Source organism: Sodalis sp. RH15 (assembly GCF_047324255.1).
In the GTDB taxonomy this organism is placed as follows: Bacteria; Pseudomonadota; Gammaproteobacteria; order Enterobacterales; family Enterobacteriaceae; genus Acerihabitans; species Acerihabitans ligni.
Genome location: NZ_CP178738.1, coordinates 3,088,385 through 3,104,610, shown reverse-complemented (window position 1 = coordinate 3,104,610; position 16,226 = coordinate 3,088,385). Strand labels below are relative to the sequence as shown.

16 protein-coding genes are annotated in these 16,226 nt (G+C 53.8%); 2 read left to right on the top strand and 14 right to left on the bottom strand.

Features of this window, described 5'->3' with window-relative positions; genetic code table 11:
- Positions 1-280: 280 nt before the first annotated feature.
- The gene (locus ACL2XO_RS14235) at positions 281-1,579 is read right to left on the bottom strand and encodes a condensation domain-containing protein (RefSeq protein WP_413740909.1); all 1,299 of its coding nucleotides are present in this window, start codon (positions 1,577-1,579) and stop codon (positions 281-283) included.
- Positions 1,580-2,136: 557 nt separating this feature from the next.
- Between ACL2XO_RS14235 and ACL2XO_RS14230 the strand changes: the two genes are divergently transcribed.
- Positions 2,137-2,472, top strand: coding sequence for a hypothetical protein (locus ACL2XO_RS14230; RefSeq protein ID WP_132921717.1), 336 nt, complete (start codon positions 2,137-2,139; stop codon positions 2,470-2,472).
- Positions 2,473-2,508: 36 nt separating this feature from the next.
- Here ACL2XO_RS14230 and nifM read toward each other — a convergent pair whose 3' ends face one another.
- The 10 genes from nifM to nifE all read right to left on the bottom strand — a co-directional run bounded on the left by nifM (position 2,509) and on the right by nifE (position 11,153).
- Positions 2,509-3,339, bottom strand: a complete 831-nt coding sequence (nifM, locus tag ACL2XO_RS14225) for a nitrogen fixation protein NifM (RefSeq protein WP_413740908.1) — start codon at positions 3,337-3,339, stop codon at positions 2,509-2,511.
- A 16-nt stretch (positions 3,340-3,355) separates the two neighbouring features.
- Entirely contained in the window at positions 3,356-3,799 is a 444-nt protein-coding gene (locus tag ACL2XO_RS14220; RefSeq protein ID WP_132921719.1) for a nitrogen fixation protein NifZ, read from the bottom strand.
- Positions 3,796-4,161 (bottom strand): nitrogenase-stabilizing/protective protein NifW, encoded by a 366-nt coding sequence (locus tag ACL2XO_RS14215; protein ID WP_413740907.1) that lies wholly within the window; start codon positions 4,159-4,161, stop codon positions 3,796-3,798. The genes ACL2XO_RS14220 and ACL2XO_RS14215 overlap by 4 nt, the downstream gene beginning before the upstream one ends.
- A gap of 1 nt (position 4,162) precedes the next feature.
- A complete protein-coding gene (nifV, locus tag ACL2XO_RS14210; RefSeq protein WP_413740906.1) occupies positions 4,163-5,323 on the bottom strand; it encodes a homocitrate synthase in 1,161 nt (386 codons plus the stop codon).
- A gap of 16 nt (positions 5,324-5,339) precedes the next feature.
- Entirely contained in the window at positions 5,340-6,551 is a 1,212-nt protein-coding gene (gene nifS, locus ACL2XO_RS14205) for a cysteine desulfurase NifS (RefSeq protein WP_413743011.1), read from the bottom strand.
- 9 nt (positions 6,552-6,560) lie between these two features.
- The gene (gene nifU, locus ACL2XO_RS14200) at positions 6,561-7,412 is read right to left on the bottom strand and encodes a Fe-S cluster assembly protein NifU (protein WP_413743010.1); all 852 of its coding nucleotides are present in this window, start codon (positions 7,410-7,412) and stop codon (positions 6,561-6,563) included.
- Positions 7,413-7,427: 15 nt separating this feature from the next.
- The gene (locus ACL2XO_RS14195) at positions 7,428-7,769 is read right to left on the bottom strand and encodes a hypothetical protein (RefSeq protein WP_132921724.1); all 342 of its coding nucleotides are present in this window, start codon (positions 7,767-7,769) and stop codon (positions 7,428-7,430) included.
- 151 nt (positions 7,770-7,920) lie between these two features.
- Positions 7,921-8,388: a NifB/NifX family molybdenum-iron cluster-binding protein gene (locus ACL2XO_RS14190; protein WP_132921725.1), complete on the bottom strand. Its 468-nt coding sequence runs from the start codon at positions 8,386-8,388 to the stop codon at positions 7,921-7,923.
- Entirely contained in the window at positions 8,385-9,764 is a 1,380-nt protein-coding gene (gene nifN, locus ACL2XO_RS14185) for a nitrogenase iron-molybdenum cofactor biosynthesis protein NifN (protein WP_413724372.1), read from the bottom strand. The genes ACL2XO_RS14190 and nifN overlap by 4 nt, the downstream gene beginning before the upstream one ends.
- An 18-nt stretch (positions 9,765-9,782) precedes the next feature.
- Entirely contained in the window at positions 9,783-11,153 is a 1,371-nt protein-coding gene (gene nifE, locus ACL2XO_RS14180) for a nitrogenase iron-molybdenum cofactor biosynthesis protein NifE (protein WP_413743063.1), read from the bottom strand.
- Positions 11,154-11,466: 313 nt separating this feature from the next.
- Between nifE and ACL2XO_RS14175 the strand changes: the two genes are divergently transcribed.
- Entirely contained in the window at positions 11,467-13,596 is a 2,130-nt protein-coding gene (locus tag ACL2XO_RS14175) for an ankyrin repeat domain-containing protein (protein WP_413743009.1), read from the top strand.
- Positions 13,597-13,663: 67 nt separating this feature from the next.
- Here the strand turns inward: ACL2XO_RS14175 and ACL2XO_RS14170 are convergent, their stop codons facing one another.
- From ACL2XO_RS14170 to nifK, 3 genes are read right to left on the bottom strand one after another with little or no spacing between them, the layout of a single operon-like run.
- Positions 13,664-14,341, bottom strand: a complete 678-nt coding sequence (locus ACL2XO_RS14170; protein ID WP_413743008.1) for a NifB/NifX family molybdenum-iron cluster-binding protein — start codon at positions 14,339-14,341, stop codon at positions 13,664-13,666.
- A 2-nt stretch (positions 14,342-14,343) separates the two neighbouring features.
- The gene (gene nifT, locus ACL2XO_RS14165; RefSeq protein WP_132921728.1) at positions 14,344-14,580 is read right to left on the bottom strand and encodes a putative nitrogen fixation protein NifT; all 237 of its coding nucleotides are present in this window, start codon (positions 14,578-14,580) and stop codon (positions 14,344-14,346) included.
- 49 nt (positions 14,581-14,629) lie between these two features.
- Positions 14,630-16,201: a nitrogenase molybdenum-iron protein subunit beta gene (nifK, locus tag ACL2XO_RS14160; RefSeq protein WP_413743007.1), complete on the bottom strand. Its 1,572-nt coding sequence runs from the start codon at positions 16,199-16,201 to the stop codon at positions 14,630-14,632.
- Positions 16,202-16,226: the final 25 nt, after the last annotated feature.

The following is a 16,226-nucleotide window of genomic DNA, read 5'->3' as shown; positions in this document are numbered from 1 at the left end:
ATCATCCTAATAGATATTAACACCCGATGTAGATCTTAAAATACCTTGTTTTATTCACTTTTTATCAAAAAAAAATTTCACTAAAATTTCGAGTTGCCACATTATATAATCACACTCATTATTGGCATTATTGATGCCGTTGAGACTCACTATTTTTTATAATATATATATAGCATAAAGTCTGGTAATGGCACTCGTAACTTCACCAAAAGGAGAAAACGGTTAAGTTAATTACTGGTAATATGAAGTTCCCAACAATCACAAGCTTATAATGGCTTTTTTATTTTTTAGCGGCCAGCAGCGGAAATAATTCCTTTTCTATATTGAATAAAAGCAAGGAAGGGAGAGAAGCCAGCCCCCCATCGGGATACGCCGCCAAAGTGAGTTCAAGCATATCGCCGTAGGTCTCAATTTCACAACTGAGAGGGGACTCGGCAAGTTCATTATCGGCCCGGCCGATGCGCACCTCTTCAGGGGCCAGCCGGTAAGCAAGAATATCCGGCGAGAACCGGGGATCGCCGACGAAATTAAAGCTGATGGACGGCATTGTCGGTCTTTGTACCATGGCGACCGGCGCGTAAAACCAGGCGGCATAATCTGCGGCGCACGCCATGGCGGCATATAACCCCTGTTTCAGGGCAACGGTGGCGTCCGCTGTCTCCTGATGAACTTGCGTTGAGAACCATGCGGGCATTGGAAATGCCGCCGAGCCCACCAGGTCATATACCGGCGTTCGCCACTCACCGATAAAATGCGGCGCGAACCAGAGCGTGACGGCGACGAAACCTTCGCCATAGACTGAGGCAAGCGCTCGCAGCAGAAGCATCAGAAAAAACTCCGATAAACTCAATCCTTGGCCGCGAGCCGCAAAATGCAGCTGCGCAAGGGATTCGCCATGAAAGCGCCGGGTTTCGGTACGCCGGTTCTTCATTAAGCAGACCGGGCGATCCCTCGATAGCGCGCTTGCCATAATATCGATTCGTTTACCCGCCGTGGGCGTTAAACACATGCGTTCCTGCCCCATCAGCGAATAGTGCCGGTTAATCAATTCCTGCCCAAGTCGGCGGTAATGCCGGTTGCACTGCCGTGGAATGACGCCCCCTGTTGCCGCGCACCGGTAGGCCCGGGAAAATTCTCGCCAGAGGATCCTGCTGGAAATGCCGTCACATATCAAATGGCTGATGATAAATATCACGCGCTGATGTTGGGGGTTATGGCTGGTGAAAAGACAATACCGGAACAAAGGCGGTATCCCGACGGACATTTTCTTTCTCGTTTCATTCACATACTCCGTAAGATCTGCCTGTCGCGTATCCGCGCAGACGGATGATGGACGGCATTCGAACGCTTGGTTGAAGCAGGGATCATCGGCGGAAAGGATATTTGTCCGGCTGTCGATACCGTTAAAAATGAAACAGGCCCTCAGCATTTCGAATGTAGCCGCCAGATGCCGTACGGCCTCATCGGCATAGGCTGGATTCAGCCTCTCTAATGGCAGCAGAACTTCGCCGAAAAAAAGATTCATCGGATTTAAAGAATATTCAATATCATAGAGCTGGCCAAGTTGTAGACGCATCATGGGATTACTCCGTCCGTGGAAGGTCGATGAATAAATACGAAAAAGCTTAGGGGGACATTATGCATTCTTGCCTTTTTATCGGTCTACAGGCTAGCAAAAAAAAGATCATATAACCAGAGAGAGGACCGAAAACGTCTGCTCATAATATGATGTCTTTTCATTTTCTTTGAAACAGTAGTACTCCCTGGGAAATATCAAACGACTATGAATAAAATCTACTTCATAGGTTTATTATATAATTTCTCAATAACCAGTCTATTCATGGTTTTCACGCTTGAGTATTAAAAAAAGTGATTGACACGCCTTCCTATGTCCTTTCCAGCCCTGTCGCATACTCTTTTTTAACATTCTCTCTTAGGCATCTCACAACGTGATCATTATCAAATTTTAATCGATAAAATACTTAGATAATTTTCGTATAAAAAAAAAGTGACCTTTGTCTCCGGCCGTGCCGATTAAAAAAATATCCAGGGATACTTTTCATTGGTGCACTAACCGGGCATGTCATTAGAAAGGTAGATAAAATAAATACATCTTGATGGCGAGGAGATAACGTTATGCTGCACCTTATGTATCTTTATAAACCCACCTTGCGTGCCCGCCGGGATCTTACGGCATTTTGGCAATGGGTTTCAGATCGTGATAAATGGTTCTATGGGCGACTGTCCATGGCACAAAACAAACGCTGGTATATAAGGACCGTGGGTGAAGATGATTATTGTCTGGAACATTATGTCTCGTTCGCCGATAGCGAAGCCTTGGGAGAATATTGCAAATCGGTAGTTGAGCTGTGTGAAGGCCCGGAATGGAGCAACCGCTATATTGAACAACAGGACTGGTGGGACATTATGGATTATCGTTTATTAACCGATGCGCCGCTTCCGGTTAATTAACATTGTAGACTGCCGCGCCTGATATCATTAGCGCTATCAGGGGCGAAGCCCCTTCAGCCATACCCGCTGGTGCTGCTTTTGCAGTTTTTCCCGGAACTGCCGGCGAATCGACGCTATGGCCTCGTCAGGGGGCAGCGTGGAGGCGGGGCGGATGTCGCGGTAATGGAGGATATGCAGCCCGATGGGGCTATCCACCACCCCGCTGATGCCCGGCGCCGTCATTCCGAATAACGTTTTATCCAGGGATTCAAACAGCAAGCCGCGGCTGACCCAGCCCAGATTGCCGCCGTCCAGCGCGGTGGGGCATTGGGAGTGGCGCTGGGCCAGCAGGGGAAACTGTCCGAAGTCCTCCGCCAGGCGAGCATGTATCTCGTCTATGCGTTGGCGCACCTCGCGAGGCTGGCAATCCGGCTGATCTTCGTCCACCGTCAACAGGATATGGCTGCACTGGCGCTGCTCAGGCCGGATAAACTGCCCCTGGTGCGCTTTATACCACTCAACCACCCGCTGCTCGTCCGGCCCTGGGGCCTGTTCGGCTACCTGTGCCAGGACTTTCTCCAGCAGGACCTGATGAGCCATGGCCCGATAGAGGCCGTTGCGATCCAAACCGCTGCGCGCCAGCTGCGCCGGCCACTCCTCCTGAGCGGCCACCCGCAGATTCAATGCGTCCAGGGCGGCCTGAACCTCACCTTCAGAAGCGAACATGTCCCATGCGGCGGCCTGTTCCTCTATCCGGCTTTCGAGGCTGACCTGGCGGTGATATTGCCGCTCGAATTCGTCGGACTGCTCCGCGCTCAATAACCACGGCGGATTGCGGTATAGAGACAGTGATAATGTCAAACGGGTATAAACCTGCCATTGCTGCATTGCGGTCCGCCTCCCCTTAGCTTTCGCAAACCTGTGGCGCCAGCGCCGCTTCAGGCACCTGGAATAACCGGCCGTCGAACAGCACTACATAGGACATGGGCTGCCGATCGCGGATTTCATCCATGATCTGCCCCACCTGCCCCGCCACCACCACCGGCTGGCCGGCAATGGCCAGGGGCAGCGCGGCGCTGACCCAATCGCCGTACTGGAATTCGCCGGCAATCCAGGGCGCGCTGCCGGAAATCAGTTCCTGCTCCCGGCAACCGACGATACAGTCATCTTCCACAAAATGGACCTGGTAGATCAGATTATCCTGGAGAAAGCTGCCCCATTCCCGCACATAACCAATGCTGCCCTTACGCACCAGCAGCGCCCCGCGGGGTTTGCCTGGGAAAGTGCCGTCATTGCGCAACGAACGGATAACCCTGACCCTGGAGCCGAAATCATAGCTGGGTTTCATGGCCGCACCTCGCTCAAGGCGTTCAACGGTATGAAATAGCGCTTGTCGTTATTGCGCTGGTACACCGCCAGACCGGACTGTGCGGCCAGCGTGCCCTGTAAAAAGTGGTCGTAACTCAACCCCAGCAGATGCCGGGCCAGGGACCAGTACGCCTTGTTACGCGCCGCCGCCCCGGCTTCCCCCTCCGGTATATCCCGCAGCGGCACGGTGATAATGGCGGCCAGCCGCTGGTGAAAATCCCCCATGATATGCATGCGCTTGGCGACGATAACCGACGGATCGTAGGGCAAGTCAAAAAAGTCGAAAAAGCCCTCGGCGGTATCAATCTCATCAATGCCCGGTATTGCGTTAAACCATTCCATATCACCCCCCTGAGCAGAGCGCCAGCCCCATGTCCGGTCCCGGAACGCCGAATAATTCGTTATATAATTGCTGCAACTGCGCCTCCGACGGGCTGTGTTTCCACACCTCGGCGCGACTGCGCAGCACCAGCAGCAGCTGCTCTGCCTGACTCGCCGCCAGCGTATAGCCTAAATCGGCAAAAATGCGCGTCACGGCGTGACGACCGGAATGCTTGCCCAGCACCAGGGTATGATGGCGGCCGAAACGGGCCGGATCGATGCTCTGGTAGCAGGCGGCATTCTTCAACAAACCGGCGACATGAATACCCGATTCATGTGTAAACACCTGTTCCCCCACCAGGGGCTGCTGCGGGTCGATGGGGCGGCGGGCCGCCGCGGACACTTGACGGCAAAGGGCGGGCAATTGCTCGAAACGGATGCCGGTGTCCCTATGCAGACAGGTCTCCAGCGCCATGGCCACGCTTTCCAGCGACGCGTTTCCGGCCCTTTCGCCCAGGCCGTTTACCGTGGTATTGACGTGGGTGGCGCCGGCCCGCACCGCCGCCAGGGTATTGGCGGTGGCCAGGCCCAGGTCGTTATGGGCGTGCATTTCGATGTCGCCATCCCAGTGACAACGTAACGCCTTAATGCGGTCGTAGGTGGCGAAAGGATCCAGTACTCCCAGGGTATCGGCAAAACGCAGCCGCAGCGCGCCGGCATCGCCGGCCACTCGCGCTATCTGTCCCAACTCTTCGTCGCTGGCGCGGGAGGCGTCTTCACAGCCCACGCTCACCCGCAGCCCGCACCGGCGGGCGTAAAGAATATGGCTTGCCAGTTCCCGCGCCATTTGCGGCCAGTTCAAGCGCAATTTATAATCGCGCATCTGGGCCGAGGCCGGCAGCGATACATCCACCCAATCCAGTCCCAGATCCGCCGCCAGCCCGATCTCCTTGCGATTGAGGCGGCACCAGGCCATCAGCGTCTGGCCCGGCAACGCCTGCCTCACCTGGGCGATGCGCCGGCACTCCTCATCACCCATCGCCGGCGTCCCCACCTCCAGCTCGCCCACCCCGATGTCGGTCAGCGCGACGGCGATGGCCAGCTTTTCCACGGCGCTGAAGGCCACGCCGGGGCTTTGTTCACCATCGCGCAGCGTGGTGTCGTTAATCACGATAGCGGTCATTGGTCTGTTCCTGTGCTTAACCGTAAGTGGGGACAAAACCGCCGGCATCCGCCGCCATCATGGGGTGATCTCCCTGCCAGTAGGGTGAAAGCGCCCGCAGGCGGGCAATCATCGGCGGCAGCTGCTCAATGACATACTCGATCTCTTTTTCGCGGGTATAGCGGGATAAGGAGAAACGGATAGTGCCGTGGGCGGCGGTATAAGGAATGCCCATGGCGCGCATGACGTGGGAAGGTTCCAGCGAACCGGACGTGCAGGCGCTGCCGCTGGAGGCGGCGATCCGGCAGTGATTGAGCAACAGCAAAATCGCCTCCCCTTCGATATATTCAAAGGCGATATTCACCGTATTCGGCGTTCTCGGCTGGGTGCCGCCCATTACCAGGGTATAAGGAATGGCGCTGGTGATGCTGTGCTGCAGTCGGTCCCGCAGGACGGCAATCTGGGCCGCCATCAGCGGCAGATGAATATCCGCCAGCTCGGCCGCCGTCCCCATGCCGACGATGCCGGCGATATTTTCGGTACCCGCGCGCCGGCCCCGTTCCTGATGCCCGCCGCGCAATAGGGGCCTAAAGCGGGTGCCGCGCCTGACATAGAGCGCGCCGACGCCCTTGGGGCCGTGAAACTTGTGACCGGAACAGGACAGCATATCGATTTCAGTATCCGCCAGCGAGACCGGAATCTTCCCCACCGCCTGCACCCCATCGCAATGGAACAGGACGCCCGCCTGATGGGCCAGCTCCGCCATCTCCCGTACCGGATTGATGACCCCGGTTTCGTTATTGGCCCACATCACGGTGGCCAGCGCCACTTTATCGCTCAAGGCCGCCCGGTAAATGCCTAAGTCCAGCGCCCCTTCGCCGTTTACCGGCACGCGGTGAATAACGTAGCCCTGGCGCTCCAAACGTTCGCACACCTGCAGCGTCGCGGGGTGCTCTACGACGGTGGTGATGATTTCCCGGCGTTCCGGGTAGGCTTCCGCCGCCGACAAGATAGCCGTGGAGGTGGCCTCGGTGGCGCACGAGGTAAAAATGATTTCACTGTCGTGGCGGGCGCCCAGCAGGCTGGCTACCTGCTCCCGCGCCCGCTCCAGCGCGATGCCGGCGGGCCGGCCGAAATCATGGATGGACGAAGGATTACCGTAATGTTCGCTCAGGAACGGCATCATCGCTTCCAACACCATGGGATCGATACGGGTGGTGGCGTTATTATCCAGATAAACAGGTTTCATCGGTTTGCCTCACACTGCGCTGGTGGAAAGGGTGGCCGTATCCGACACCACATGCATAAAACGGCCCAGGCGTTCGATTAATTTCTGCTGTAGCCAGGCCAGGGTCATATCGGTCATCATGCAGCCGCTGCAACTGCCGGAGAGGGATACCGTCACCTGCTTTTCAGTGACATCCAGCAGCCGCATATCGCCGCCGTCGGCCTGGATATGCGGACGCAGCCCGGCAATCACCTCCTCCACCGCCAGCCAGTTCTCGTCGCGGGGTTTTTCCGGTGCCTTGGCCACCACCGGCTGTTGGCTCAGGATTTCGCTCAGGGTTTGTTCGATTTTTTCATGGCAGGAGGTGCAGCCGCCGCCGGCCTTGGTGTAATTAATCACATCCTCCAGCGTCGTGAGGTTGTTTTGCAACACCGCCCGGCGGATATGGCCTTCGTCAACGCCGAAGCATTTACAGATCAGCGCCCCTTCCTCATGATCCGCTTCCGGCGCTTCGCCGCGAAATTGCGCGATAGCGGCCCGCAGCGCTTCCTGACCCATCACCGAACAATGCATTTTTTCCGGCGGCAAACCGTCGAGATAGTCGGCTATCTGTTTATTAGTCAGCTGCGAGGCTTCGGTGAGGGTGCGGCCGATAATCAGTTCGGTCAGGGCGGACGACGACGCAATGGCGCTGCCGCAGCCAAAGGTCTGGAATCCTGCCTCTTCGATGATTTCAGTGGCCGGATCCACACGCAGCATCAGCCGGAGCGCATCGCCGCAGCTGATGGAGCCGACATCCCCGATAGCGTTCGCCTGTTCGACGACTTTGGCATTACGCGGATGAAAAAAATGATCTTTAACTTTTTCTGAATAATTCCACATAAATTTTTCTCCTACTCACAGCATTGTCTGTGGTGTTGCGCATACCTGATTGTCGCAGTGACAGGCTGTCCCCTGCAGTTGTAGTTCAATCCATATTCCCGGCTCCTGCCCCTGGGCACCCGCCTGGATCACCGCCCGGTGCAGATAGGGCCAGTGCGTGATGGCGGCTATCAAGACCAGCCCCTGATAGCTGACGGGGTAATCCTCTTCCCGTAGCCGTCGCGTCCACTCCAGGGTCACCTGCCCGCCCTGGCAACCGTCGCCTTCCAGCCTGATGCGTAAACCGGCGCAGGGTTCGGTGAGTTGCTGCTGTAAGGCCAGGAGCTGTTGCAAGGCTTCCGCTTCGATCTGAATCATGTTGTCGCTCCGCAAGAGGGTCATAGATAAGGAGCAAATGTGATGCCAGTCACATCTTTAGCGATTTTTCAATAAGATAGCCGCACCCTGCCGATAAAAAACCCCGAACATGTCGGGGTGGGTTGTCGGTTTTGTCAGAGAAATGACACAATTAATACTCGTCCTCTTCCCAATGGGTTTCCTGTTGATAATGCTCGAAACGGTGCGGATCCCGTTTGGCCTGATGGCGTTGCAGACAGGGGGCATTCCAGTTTTCCTGTATCTCCGTCAGCAGGAGTGCGATGGACGTGGCGGCGGGAACGCTTACCGCCCTGACGCCCACCCGCAGCAGTTGCCGGAATACGCTCTCCCCCACCGCCACGCAATACAGCGACAGACAGCCGTCCAGCGCAGCGATGCGGCCGGCCAATTTATCCAAATCGTGCCCTGGCTGAATCATGAAATCCGTTACTTGCAACAGATTGACCCGATCCGGCTTCACGCCGTAAATCGCCAGTCGGGGCGTCGAACCGAAATGCTGATTGACATGATGTAAATCGGAGCTGGCGAAGGCGACGCGCAGGGTATAATCCGAGTCCGAATCGGTGGTCACCCGCAAATTGCGCTGGAAGTTAATCATAATCCGCTGTCCTGTTCGGCGGGAATCCGGGAAAAATCCTGCTTAAGGGGAGAGTGATAAACCGGCTGGTGATGCCGGCGATGTTCCATGACATTGCCCAATTCGAACAGCGTATCGCGCATACCGGCATATCCCTGGCGGGTACGGCGAAATTCCCCCAGCCGATCATAAATGGGAAAGCCGGTGCGTATAAGCGGAATATCCAGCCGCTCCGCCAGGCCGGCGGCATGGGAGTTGGCAAAAATCATATCCGCCGGGTTAGCCGCCAGCAAATCCGACAAATCCTCCAAATCCCCCAGGACGACGGTTTCCACCGGCAGCGCCGCCAGGCCCGGCTGGTTCACCGGCGCCACCACGCTGCCCACATCCATTCCCTGACTCCGGGCGAAATCCACCCATGCCCGCAGCAGATCCGCCTCGGCGGCCATCGCCAGCCGGCTGCCTTGCAGCGCGCCGTGACAATCAATCATGGCATCCAGCAATTGCCCGCGCTGGCGCTCGATCCAGGCCGGCACCTCCCGCCCGGAAATACGGTGCAATTGCAGGATAAATTCATCCATTTGTTGTAACGTCATCAAATGCGGCAGACGAAAGCATTCTCCCCGGCTACGGGGCTCCAGCAGCGCGGCCACCCGCTGCAGCGAGACGCCGATAATGAAACTCGCGGCGCTTTGTCCCAGTTGCTCCATCAGACGAAACGGCGTTCCTCCCTGGGTTAGAGAGTGGTAATCCCCGCAGGCCAGATAGCCGTCCAGGGATTGGGTCAAATCCGGCACCATGACGGGCTGCAAGCCGAACGCTTCCACATAGCTGCGAATCAGCTCCTGATCGCCGGGGGTCATCATATGGCTGAGAAACACATTCACCCGTTTATTGCGGATACCCGCCGGAGGTACGGCGGGTATCCATTGCTGTACCAAGCTTTCCAGCAGCGCGGCATAACCGTTTTCCATCGAGCCGTAAAAATCCGGCGTACTGACGGTTAATATCCCCACCTGCCGGTGCTTGGGATGGCTTTCGCGGAATAATGCCACCGCCCGGCTTAAATCGCTGCCCTGGGCTTCCGACAGGCCGGTGCTTAACAGCACGATAATGCGCGGCGCGTTACGTTCGCATAAGGTTTGCAGCGCGGCGGAAATATTATTGTCAGCCCCCATAATGGTGGTAATCGGCTCCATGGCGGTGGATTGCAGGGGGATGGGCTCATGGAAATGCTGGATAAAAAATACTTTGGCGAAAGCGCTGCACCCCTGCGCGCCATGAACCAGCGGGATGCAATTTTCCAGCCCCATAGCGGCCAGGATGGCCCCAAGGGGCTGTCCGCTTTTGATCGGACTGGCGGCTAGCGGTTTAACGGAACGGACGACCTGTGTCATTTTCTTCTCCTCAGCCTTTCAGTGCCAGGGCGCGGGACGGTTGACCTGCGGCCAGACCGGACTTTCCAATGTACGGCATACCGCCGCCGCCAGATTTACCATGCCTTGGTAACCGGCGAAGGCCTCTTCGCGCTCCTGGTTGATATCAAGAAACGGCAGCCGGGCCTTATAAGCGGTATACATGTTCCTGCCGCCGGCAATCATCATATCGGCGCCGTAGCGATAGGCGGTGTCCAGCAGCAGGCGGGGATTGCCCTCATCCATCATCAGGGCGTCCTCGCCCATCAGCGCGCGGATGCGGGCCTTATCCTCTTCGGTTGATTTGCGGGTGCCGGTGGCCACCACGTCCATCCCCAGATCCTGCAGCGCCGACACTACCGACCAGGATTTAACCCCGCCGGTATAGAGCAGAACCCGTTTCCCCCGCAGCCGATCGCGCCAGGGCGCCAATTTCGATTGGACGAAGGCTTCTTCGCGGGCGATAAGGGTCTCGGTACGGGCGATTAAATCCTCATCCCCCAGCAATCCCGCCAGTTGGCGCAAGGAGGAAGACATTTCGCGCAGACCATAAAAACTTCCCTCGAACCAGGGAGTACCGTACTGTTCTTTCAACTGGCGGGCCACATTGATCAAGGCGCGGGAACATACCAGCATATTGGCTTCGGAACGATGCAGGGTTTGGATTTCGGCAAAGCGCGCATCGCCGGAAAGGGTGCACAACACCCTCACTCCCAATTCATCCAACAGCGGCAGCACCTGCCAGAACTCACCGGCAATGTTGTATTCGCCGATAAGGCCGATACTATGCCCCAGGCTTTCCGCTACCGGATAATCGCTGGGCCAGGGCGCCGGCTCGCGTTGCCCCACCACTTGACGCAGCATGACGTCGCCGGCAATACGATTACCGAGGTTTTTACTGCCGTAAAAACCGGCGGCATCCACCGCAATCACCGGAATGCCGGCGGCGGATGCCGAGCGGCACACTGACTCGATATCATCCCCTTCCATGGCGGGTACGCAGGTATTGTAAATAAAGATTGCCGCCGGCCGGTAGCGTTCGGCAATGTGGCGGACCGCATGAAACAGTCGGCGCTCTCCCCGCCCCATGATGACATCCTGCTCGCTGAGATCGGTAGTGAAACCCAGCCGGTTCAACTCCGGTCCCGAGCTGCGGCTGCCGCGATTGTCCCAGGAACTCCCCGCGCAGCCGATGGGACCGTGCACCAGATGGGCCACATCCGCCACCGGCAGCAGCGTGATCTGCGCGCCGTCGAAAGCGCAGCCGCCTGCGGTGGAGCCGGGCTTGGGCGGTTTACAACCGGTTTTGTGTTTGCCATTGTGTTCACAGGCGGGTTCCACAAACAGGGCGGCAATGTCGTTATTATTCATCATGAACTCTCTGCCAAGCGGCGTTATTTTACCCATTGCACATCCAATGCAATTCAGAGGCCAGCCTTTACCTGCTGATTTATAAGTTATTTTTATTGTCACGAATACGACAAACCAGACAATGGATAAAACAGATCGCCGAAGATGCGGGTATCGGCAAGCAGCGCGCCGCCAATGGACAAATCTCTTTTAGAAAAAATAAATTGGAAGCTGGGAAGATTGAATTATGATTGAATGTTAATACATTAAGCTCCGGGCACGGTCATAAACAACGTTCTACTCTTACTATAAAATATTATTGCAGCGAGTAACTATGCCAATAGAAAACAATATAAATGGCAATATAACTGTGCCATTCAATTTACAACAGACTCCAGCCTCTTCTTTAACAAGAACATCCTTCTCTCATGCTGATTCCCCTGATGCGCAGATGTATCACATTCTTCAGCGCAATGATAATATTTCCGAAGACAATCCAGATAAACCGTATCAATTCTATTTATCCCAGATTGAAATTTTGTTGCATGAAATTTCACGCCAAGGGAATGCAGCAGGTAATGTTGACAAAATAATCAATCAATTTATTGAAGAACTTTCGTGCACGGACTGCATTCCCGAACCCTTAAAACTGAACCTTTTTCATGATTCCTGGCGATATTTGCATAGCATCATGCTGCTGGTGGCAAAAAAAAACACTCCTGAGATTCAAGATGACCTGAGAAGGATGTACATTTATATTGAAAAAGGTCTTGGAATAGCATTGAATATCATCCCTGCATTTTTTGAAAAAATAAACAGTATAGTCACTAACGAAATCTACGAAAAAATCTGGATAATCAAAAAACAACTCATCGAAAAAAAAGTTTTTGAATATGCCATAAAAATGCATGGATTATCCCGCAATGATGAATATATCAATGCATATAAGTATCAGTTAAGAGACACCCCTTGGGGCATTGATTATGTGATTGGCGATAAAACCATTGATTTTGAAAAAATCGCCGAGACAGATGACACACTTTGTGATTTAATGCAGAATTTGACTAGGGATATTTCCCTTGGGAAAATCATCAGTTCCCTAGGGAACGAAGTTTATAACGGCGTTTTGACTATCTTAAAAAAACGCCACTGTAAAGCAAAAGAAAAAGTCCTGTCTTCAGAGAAAACAAGTAATATAAATAATTATTTGCGGAAAAACTATCCTTTTTTATGTTTTACGGATTGTGTTAAATTTGACAAAGGCATCAATGAGTTTGTTTTGGAATATCCTGAAATGATTTATAGCGCTATTGCTACTGCTTTAGCGAAACATGATATCAGCCAGCGTTATTTCCAGATTCAGTTGGCAATGGAGACAATAAAAATAAGAATCAGATACATTGAAGGTTTTTATTGGATTGAGAACAAGTCAAACTGTATCCAATTTCCTCTTACTTTGAACATTCTGAAAAGAGAAAAAATAAGCGGCGTTCTCGATGAAGATTTACTTAAATTTTCTATTATCAATTCTGATATTAATCAAATCACAAATAATTTAAATGTAGAATGGCTTGATAATCCAGAAAATGTCTTTTATGAAATAGAACATCCTGCGATTTTTATAGCCGCCACGCATTTCTTTACAGAGAATAGGCTTCCTATAAATAATACTTACAAAAATGGCACCACGCTATTGATGGCGGCAATTATTTTTAGAAATAGGATATTAATAGATTACATTCTTACTCGTTCAGATCTCGACATCAACGTCAAAGATAATAGTGGATTAACAGCGTTGGCTTTGGCCGTGAAGTTAGACTCAAGGGAAATACTTCTTGACTTGCTTTCATATAAAAAAATTGACGTCAACCCTCAAGACAACAAAGGAAAAACACCCTTGATGATGGCGATACAAACGGGCATATTTGCGATAAGCAATAAATTACTCAAACATGGTGATATCAATATCAATATTCAAGATTGCAAAGGGAATACCGCTTTAATTTATGCCATATTCAGTGGCAAAAAAATCATTATCAGGCAACTTATAGATGACAAACGCACCGACATCAACATCATCAACAATGATGGGCACTCGGCCTTGTTTTTATCTTTGACGAAAGATTTTTCCATCACGAAAAAAATCATAAACCATAAGTCCATAAACATTAACGGTGATAACCCTCGTACTACTCCCTTGATAAAAGCAGTAACAGAGAATCGATTGAGTATCGTTAAACTGTTACTGCCTTTTCCCAATCTTGATATCAACCGGTGCAATACGGCGGGCAGCACAGCATTGCATATCGCCGTCGCCATGGGCAGTGAAGATATTGTCGAGGCACTTTTGGAAAATCGTCATATCAATATGGATATCAAGGATGGTGATAATTTGACGCCATTGGAGTTAGCTATAAAACACGGGAATGAAAATATCAAAAAAATATTGCTTATTACAAAATGAACCCATAACAAAGCCAGCCCGCGGATACCGGCTGGCAAATGATTCCAAGTCCTTTAAATCAATTGGCTTACAAAGAAAAATCATGTTGGATATAAGGGGATGCCTTACCCAGCCGTTTCGCCAGCCAGGGCGGAATCCGGCCGCCGAGCATGGTTTGCAGCGCTTGCAGCTGTTGGCCGATATCCGTGGGCGGCTTAATTTTAATCGGATGGATATTATTTCTGATGACCCTGGCCGCGGCCGGGCCGCCGATGGCCTCGCAAAACAGCAAATGGCAATCGCTTAACAGCCTGGCCCGCGCTTCATTGCCCTCTTCCGGCCCGTCAGGCAAGTCGCGATAGCGGCGTACCTGATACAGGAAAGGCTCGAGTCCGTCAAAGGCATAGACAAAGAACAACGTACTTTGGCCAAAGTGGCCGTCCACCATCAGGCCGTTGCTGGAGGCAAAGGCGGCGCGCAGCTGCAAAGGTTGCCCGCGCTCAGGGTCCGTAATGAGATGGCTTGGCAAATCACCTTTCAGGCAGGCCGCCGCCTGCTGCCATTGCGCCGCCGACGGCGGCGGGACATCGGCGGGAAAGTCCCGTGCCAGCGCGGCGGGATCGAGCCGCGCCAGCAGAGCCGGCGACAAGGGCTGCCGGCATTCCCGCTCCAGCCAGAGGATCAAGGCCTGCGGCGCAAACTGCGGCAGTAATTGCGCAAGGGCGAATAAGCGCCAGAATAAGGGATCGTCTGTTGGCACATTCATTTTTATACTCCTGTTCCCGAAGCATCCCCGCCGCTTTTGCTGGCGCGCAGACGCACCGGAAGAGACGGTTTTCCCGGTTGCGGATAAATATAATAGGACTTGCCGCCCTCCAGTTCGACATTGCCGCCCCAGCACGACGCGTCGTCAAACTCAATGTGCAAAACCCGCGCTTCCAGGTCTTGTTTGGCAATATAGCAATACAAGCCATCTTTTTTTTCACTGAACAATACACTCGGCATCACAGTTCTCCAGCAAAAGCCGCCCCGGCACAGATCCGGGGCGGAGGGCTTAGCGAATCAGATCGTAGCTGTAATCGGTTTTGCCCAGTTTCATGGTGTCGCGATCCAGTTTTTCCAGCGAAGCGTTCACCAAGGTGGTCAATACCGTCATGGCGCCTTCATAGCCCCAGGTGGAAAGGCGGTGCAAATGGTGGCGGTCAAAGATCGGGAAACCGATGCGAATCAGCGGGACCTCAAACTGCTCACCCTTCGCCAGCGTATCGCGCTGAATAAATTTGCCGTAGGAGTTGCCGATCATGAAATCCGGTTTACGGGTAAACATCAGTGAACGGAAGTGCCACAGGTCGCAGTTGATGTAGACTTCGCTCTCCTGGCCGTAAGGGGAATCCGCCAGGATTTTTTTCATGGCTTTCTGCCAGCGCTTGTTGGCGTTATGGCACAGGATAACCGTCGGTTCACACCCCAGTTCAAGCAGCATTTGGGTCATGCCCATGACAAAGTCCGGATCGCCGTACAGGCCATAGCTTTTGCCGTGCAGCCAGGTATGGGAATCGAGCATCATATCCACCAGCCGCCCCCGCTCCAGCGTAAGGGCAGCGGGAATGGGTTTGCCGGTGAGTTCGCTGACGGTCATCAAAAACCGGTCGGTGGCGTTCAATCCCATGGGGATGCTGACCGGGGTCGCCGGCTGCTGCCACTCTTCCTGCACCACTTTTTTGGTTTTCAGCAGATGCCAGGGCTGCAGCAGCAAGGTATCGATGGCGTTGGGGGCGTCGCGCATCTCTTCCTGCGTGGTGCCGCCGGCGTACATGCGGTATTCTCCGTCCGCCGGGGTATCCAGTACCTCGGAGGGATCGGACAGCAGGCTGTAGCCGACCCCCATCTGTTCCATCATGCGCTTAATAACCCGGTAATTGCCCAGGTAGGTTTCAAAGCCGGTCACCAGATTGATCTTGCCGTTGCGGCCCGGCTGGTAATCCCGGCCCGCGCTCTTGTCGGTGAATTCCCGGGCGAATCCTTCGAACATATTATCCCAGCCGGTAATGTGGCTGCCGATAAAGCTCGGGGTATGGGCAAAGGGCACCGCTATCTTGCTGTCCACAAAACCGTCTTTTTTGGCGTTGGCGACAAAGGCGCTGATATCGTCGCCTATGACTTCCGCCATACAGGTAGTGGAGACGGCGATAACCTCCGGTTTGTAGAGCGCGGAAGCGTTCTGCAGGCCATCATTCATATTCTTGTTGCCGCCGAACACCGCCGCGTCCTCGGTCATGGAATCGGAAACACAGGCCACCGGCTCCTTGAAATGCCGGTTGAAATAGGTGCGGAAATACGCCACGCAGCCTTGGGAACCGTGCACATACGGCAGCGTCTTGGCAAACCCCAGGGAACAGAGCACCGCCCCCAGCGGCTGACAGGCTTTGGCCGGATCGATGGTCAGGGCTTCCCGTTTAAAGTTCAGCTCCTGGTATTCCGGCGTGGTGGTCCACGCAAAGACCTCTTTCACCCGGGCTTCGCCGTGAGCTTCTTCCAGGTCGCGTTTGCTGGTGAACAGCGCCTGATATTCCGCCTCTTCAAACAGCGGGTAACAGGCTTTGGTTTTTTCAACACTCTGACTCATGATTCTCTCCTCCCGCGCCACAAAT

Coding starts and splice junctions, on each gene's coding strand:
- ACL2XO_RS14215 (WP_413740907.1), bottom strand. CDS start 4,161: ATGGAATGGTTTAACGCAATACCGGGCATTGATGAGATTGATACCGCC.
- ACL2XO_RS14230 (WP_132921717.1), top strand. CDS start 2,137: ATGCTGCACCTTATGTATCTTTATAAACCCACCTTGCGTGCCCGCCGG.
- ACL2XO_RS14170 (WP_413743008.1), bottom strand. CDS start 14,341: ATGAATGTGCCAACAGACGATCCCTTATTCTGGCGCTTATTCGCCCTT.
- nifU (WP_413743010.1), bottom strand. CDS start 7,412: ATGTGGAATTATTCAGAAAAAGTTAAAGATCATTTTTTTCATCCGCGT.
- nifS (WP_413743011.1), bottom strand. CDS start 6,551: ATGAAACCTGTTTATCTGGATAATAACGCCACCACCCGTATCGATCCC.
- ACL2XO_RS14195 (WP_132921724.1), bottom strand. CDS start 7,769: ATGATTCAGATCGAAGCGGAAGCCTTGCAACAGCTCCTGGCCTTACAG.
- ACL2XO_RS14220 (WP_132921719.1), bottom strand. CDS start 3,799: ATGAAACCCAGCTATGATTTCGGCTCCAGGGTCAGGGTTATCCGTTCG.
- nifV (WP_413740906.1), bottom strand. CDS start 5,323: ATGACCGCTATCGTGATTAACGACACCACGCTGCGCGATGGTGAACAA.
- ACL2XO_RS14175 (WP_413743009.1), top strand. CDS start 11,467: ATGCCAATAGAAAACAATATAAATGGCAATATAACTGTGCCATTCAAT.
- nifE (WP_413743063.1), bottom strand. CDS start 11,153: ATGAATAATAACGACATTGCCGCCCTGTTTGTGGAACCCGCCTGTGAA.
- nifM (WP_413740908.1), bottom strand. CDS start 3,339: ATGCAGCAATGGCAGGTTTATACCCGTTTGACATTATCACTGTCTCTA.
- ACL2XO_RS14190 (WP_132921725.1), bottom strand. CDS start 8,388: ATGATTAACTTCCAGCGCAATTTGCGGGTGACCACCGATTCGGACTCG.
- ACL2XO_RS14235 (WP_413740909.1), bottom strand. CDS start 1,579: ATGATGCGTCTACAACTTGGCCAGCTCTATGATATTGAATATTCTTTA.
- nifT (WP_132921728.1), bottom strand. CDS start 14,580: ATGCCGAGTGTATTGTTCAGTGAAAAAAAAGATGGCTTGTATTGCTAT.
- nifK (WP_413743007.1), bottom strand. CDS start 16,201: ATGAGTCAGAGTGTTGAAAAAACCAAAGCCTGTTACCCGCTGTTTGAA.
- nifN (WP_413724372.1), bottom strand. CDS start 9,764: ATGACACAGGTCGTCCGTTCCGTTAAACCGCTAGCCGCCAGTCCGATC.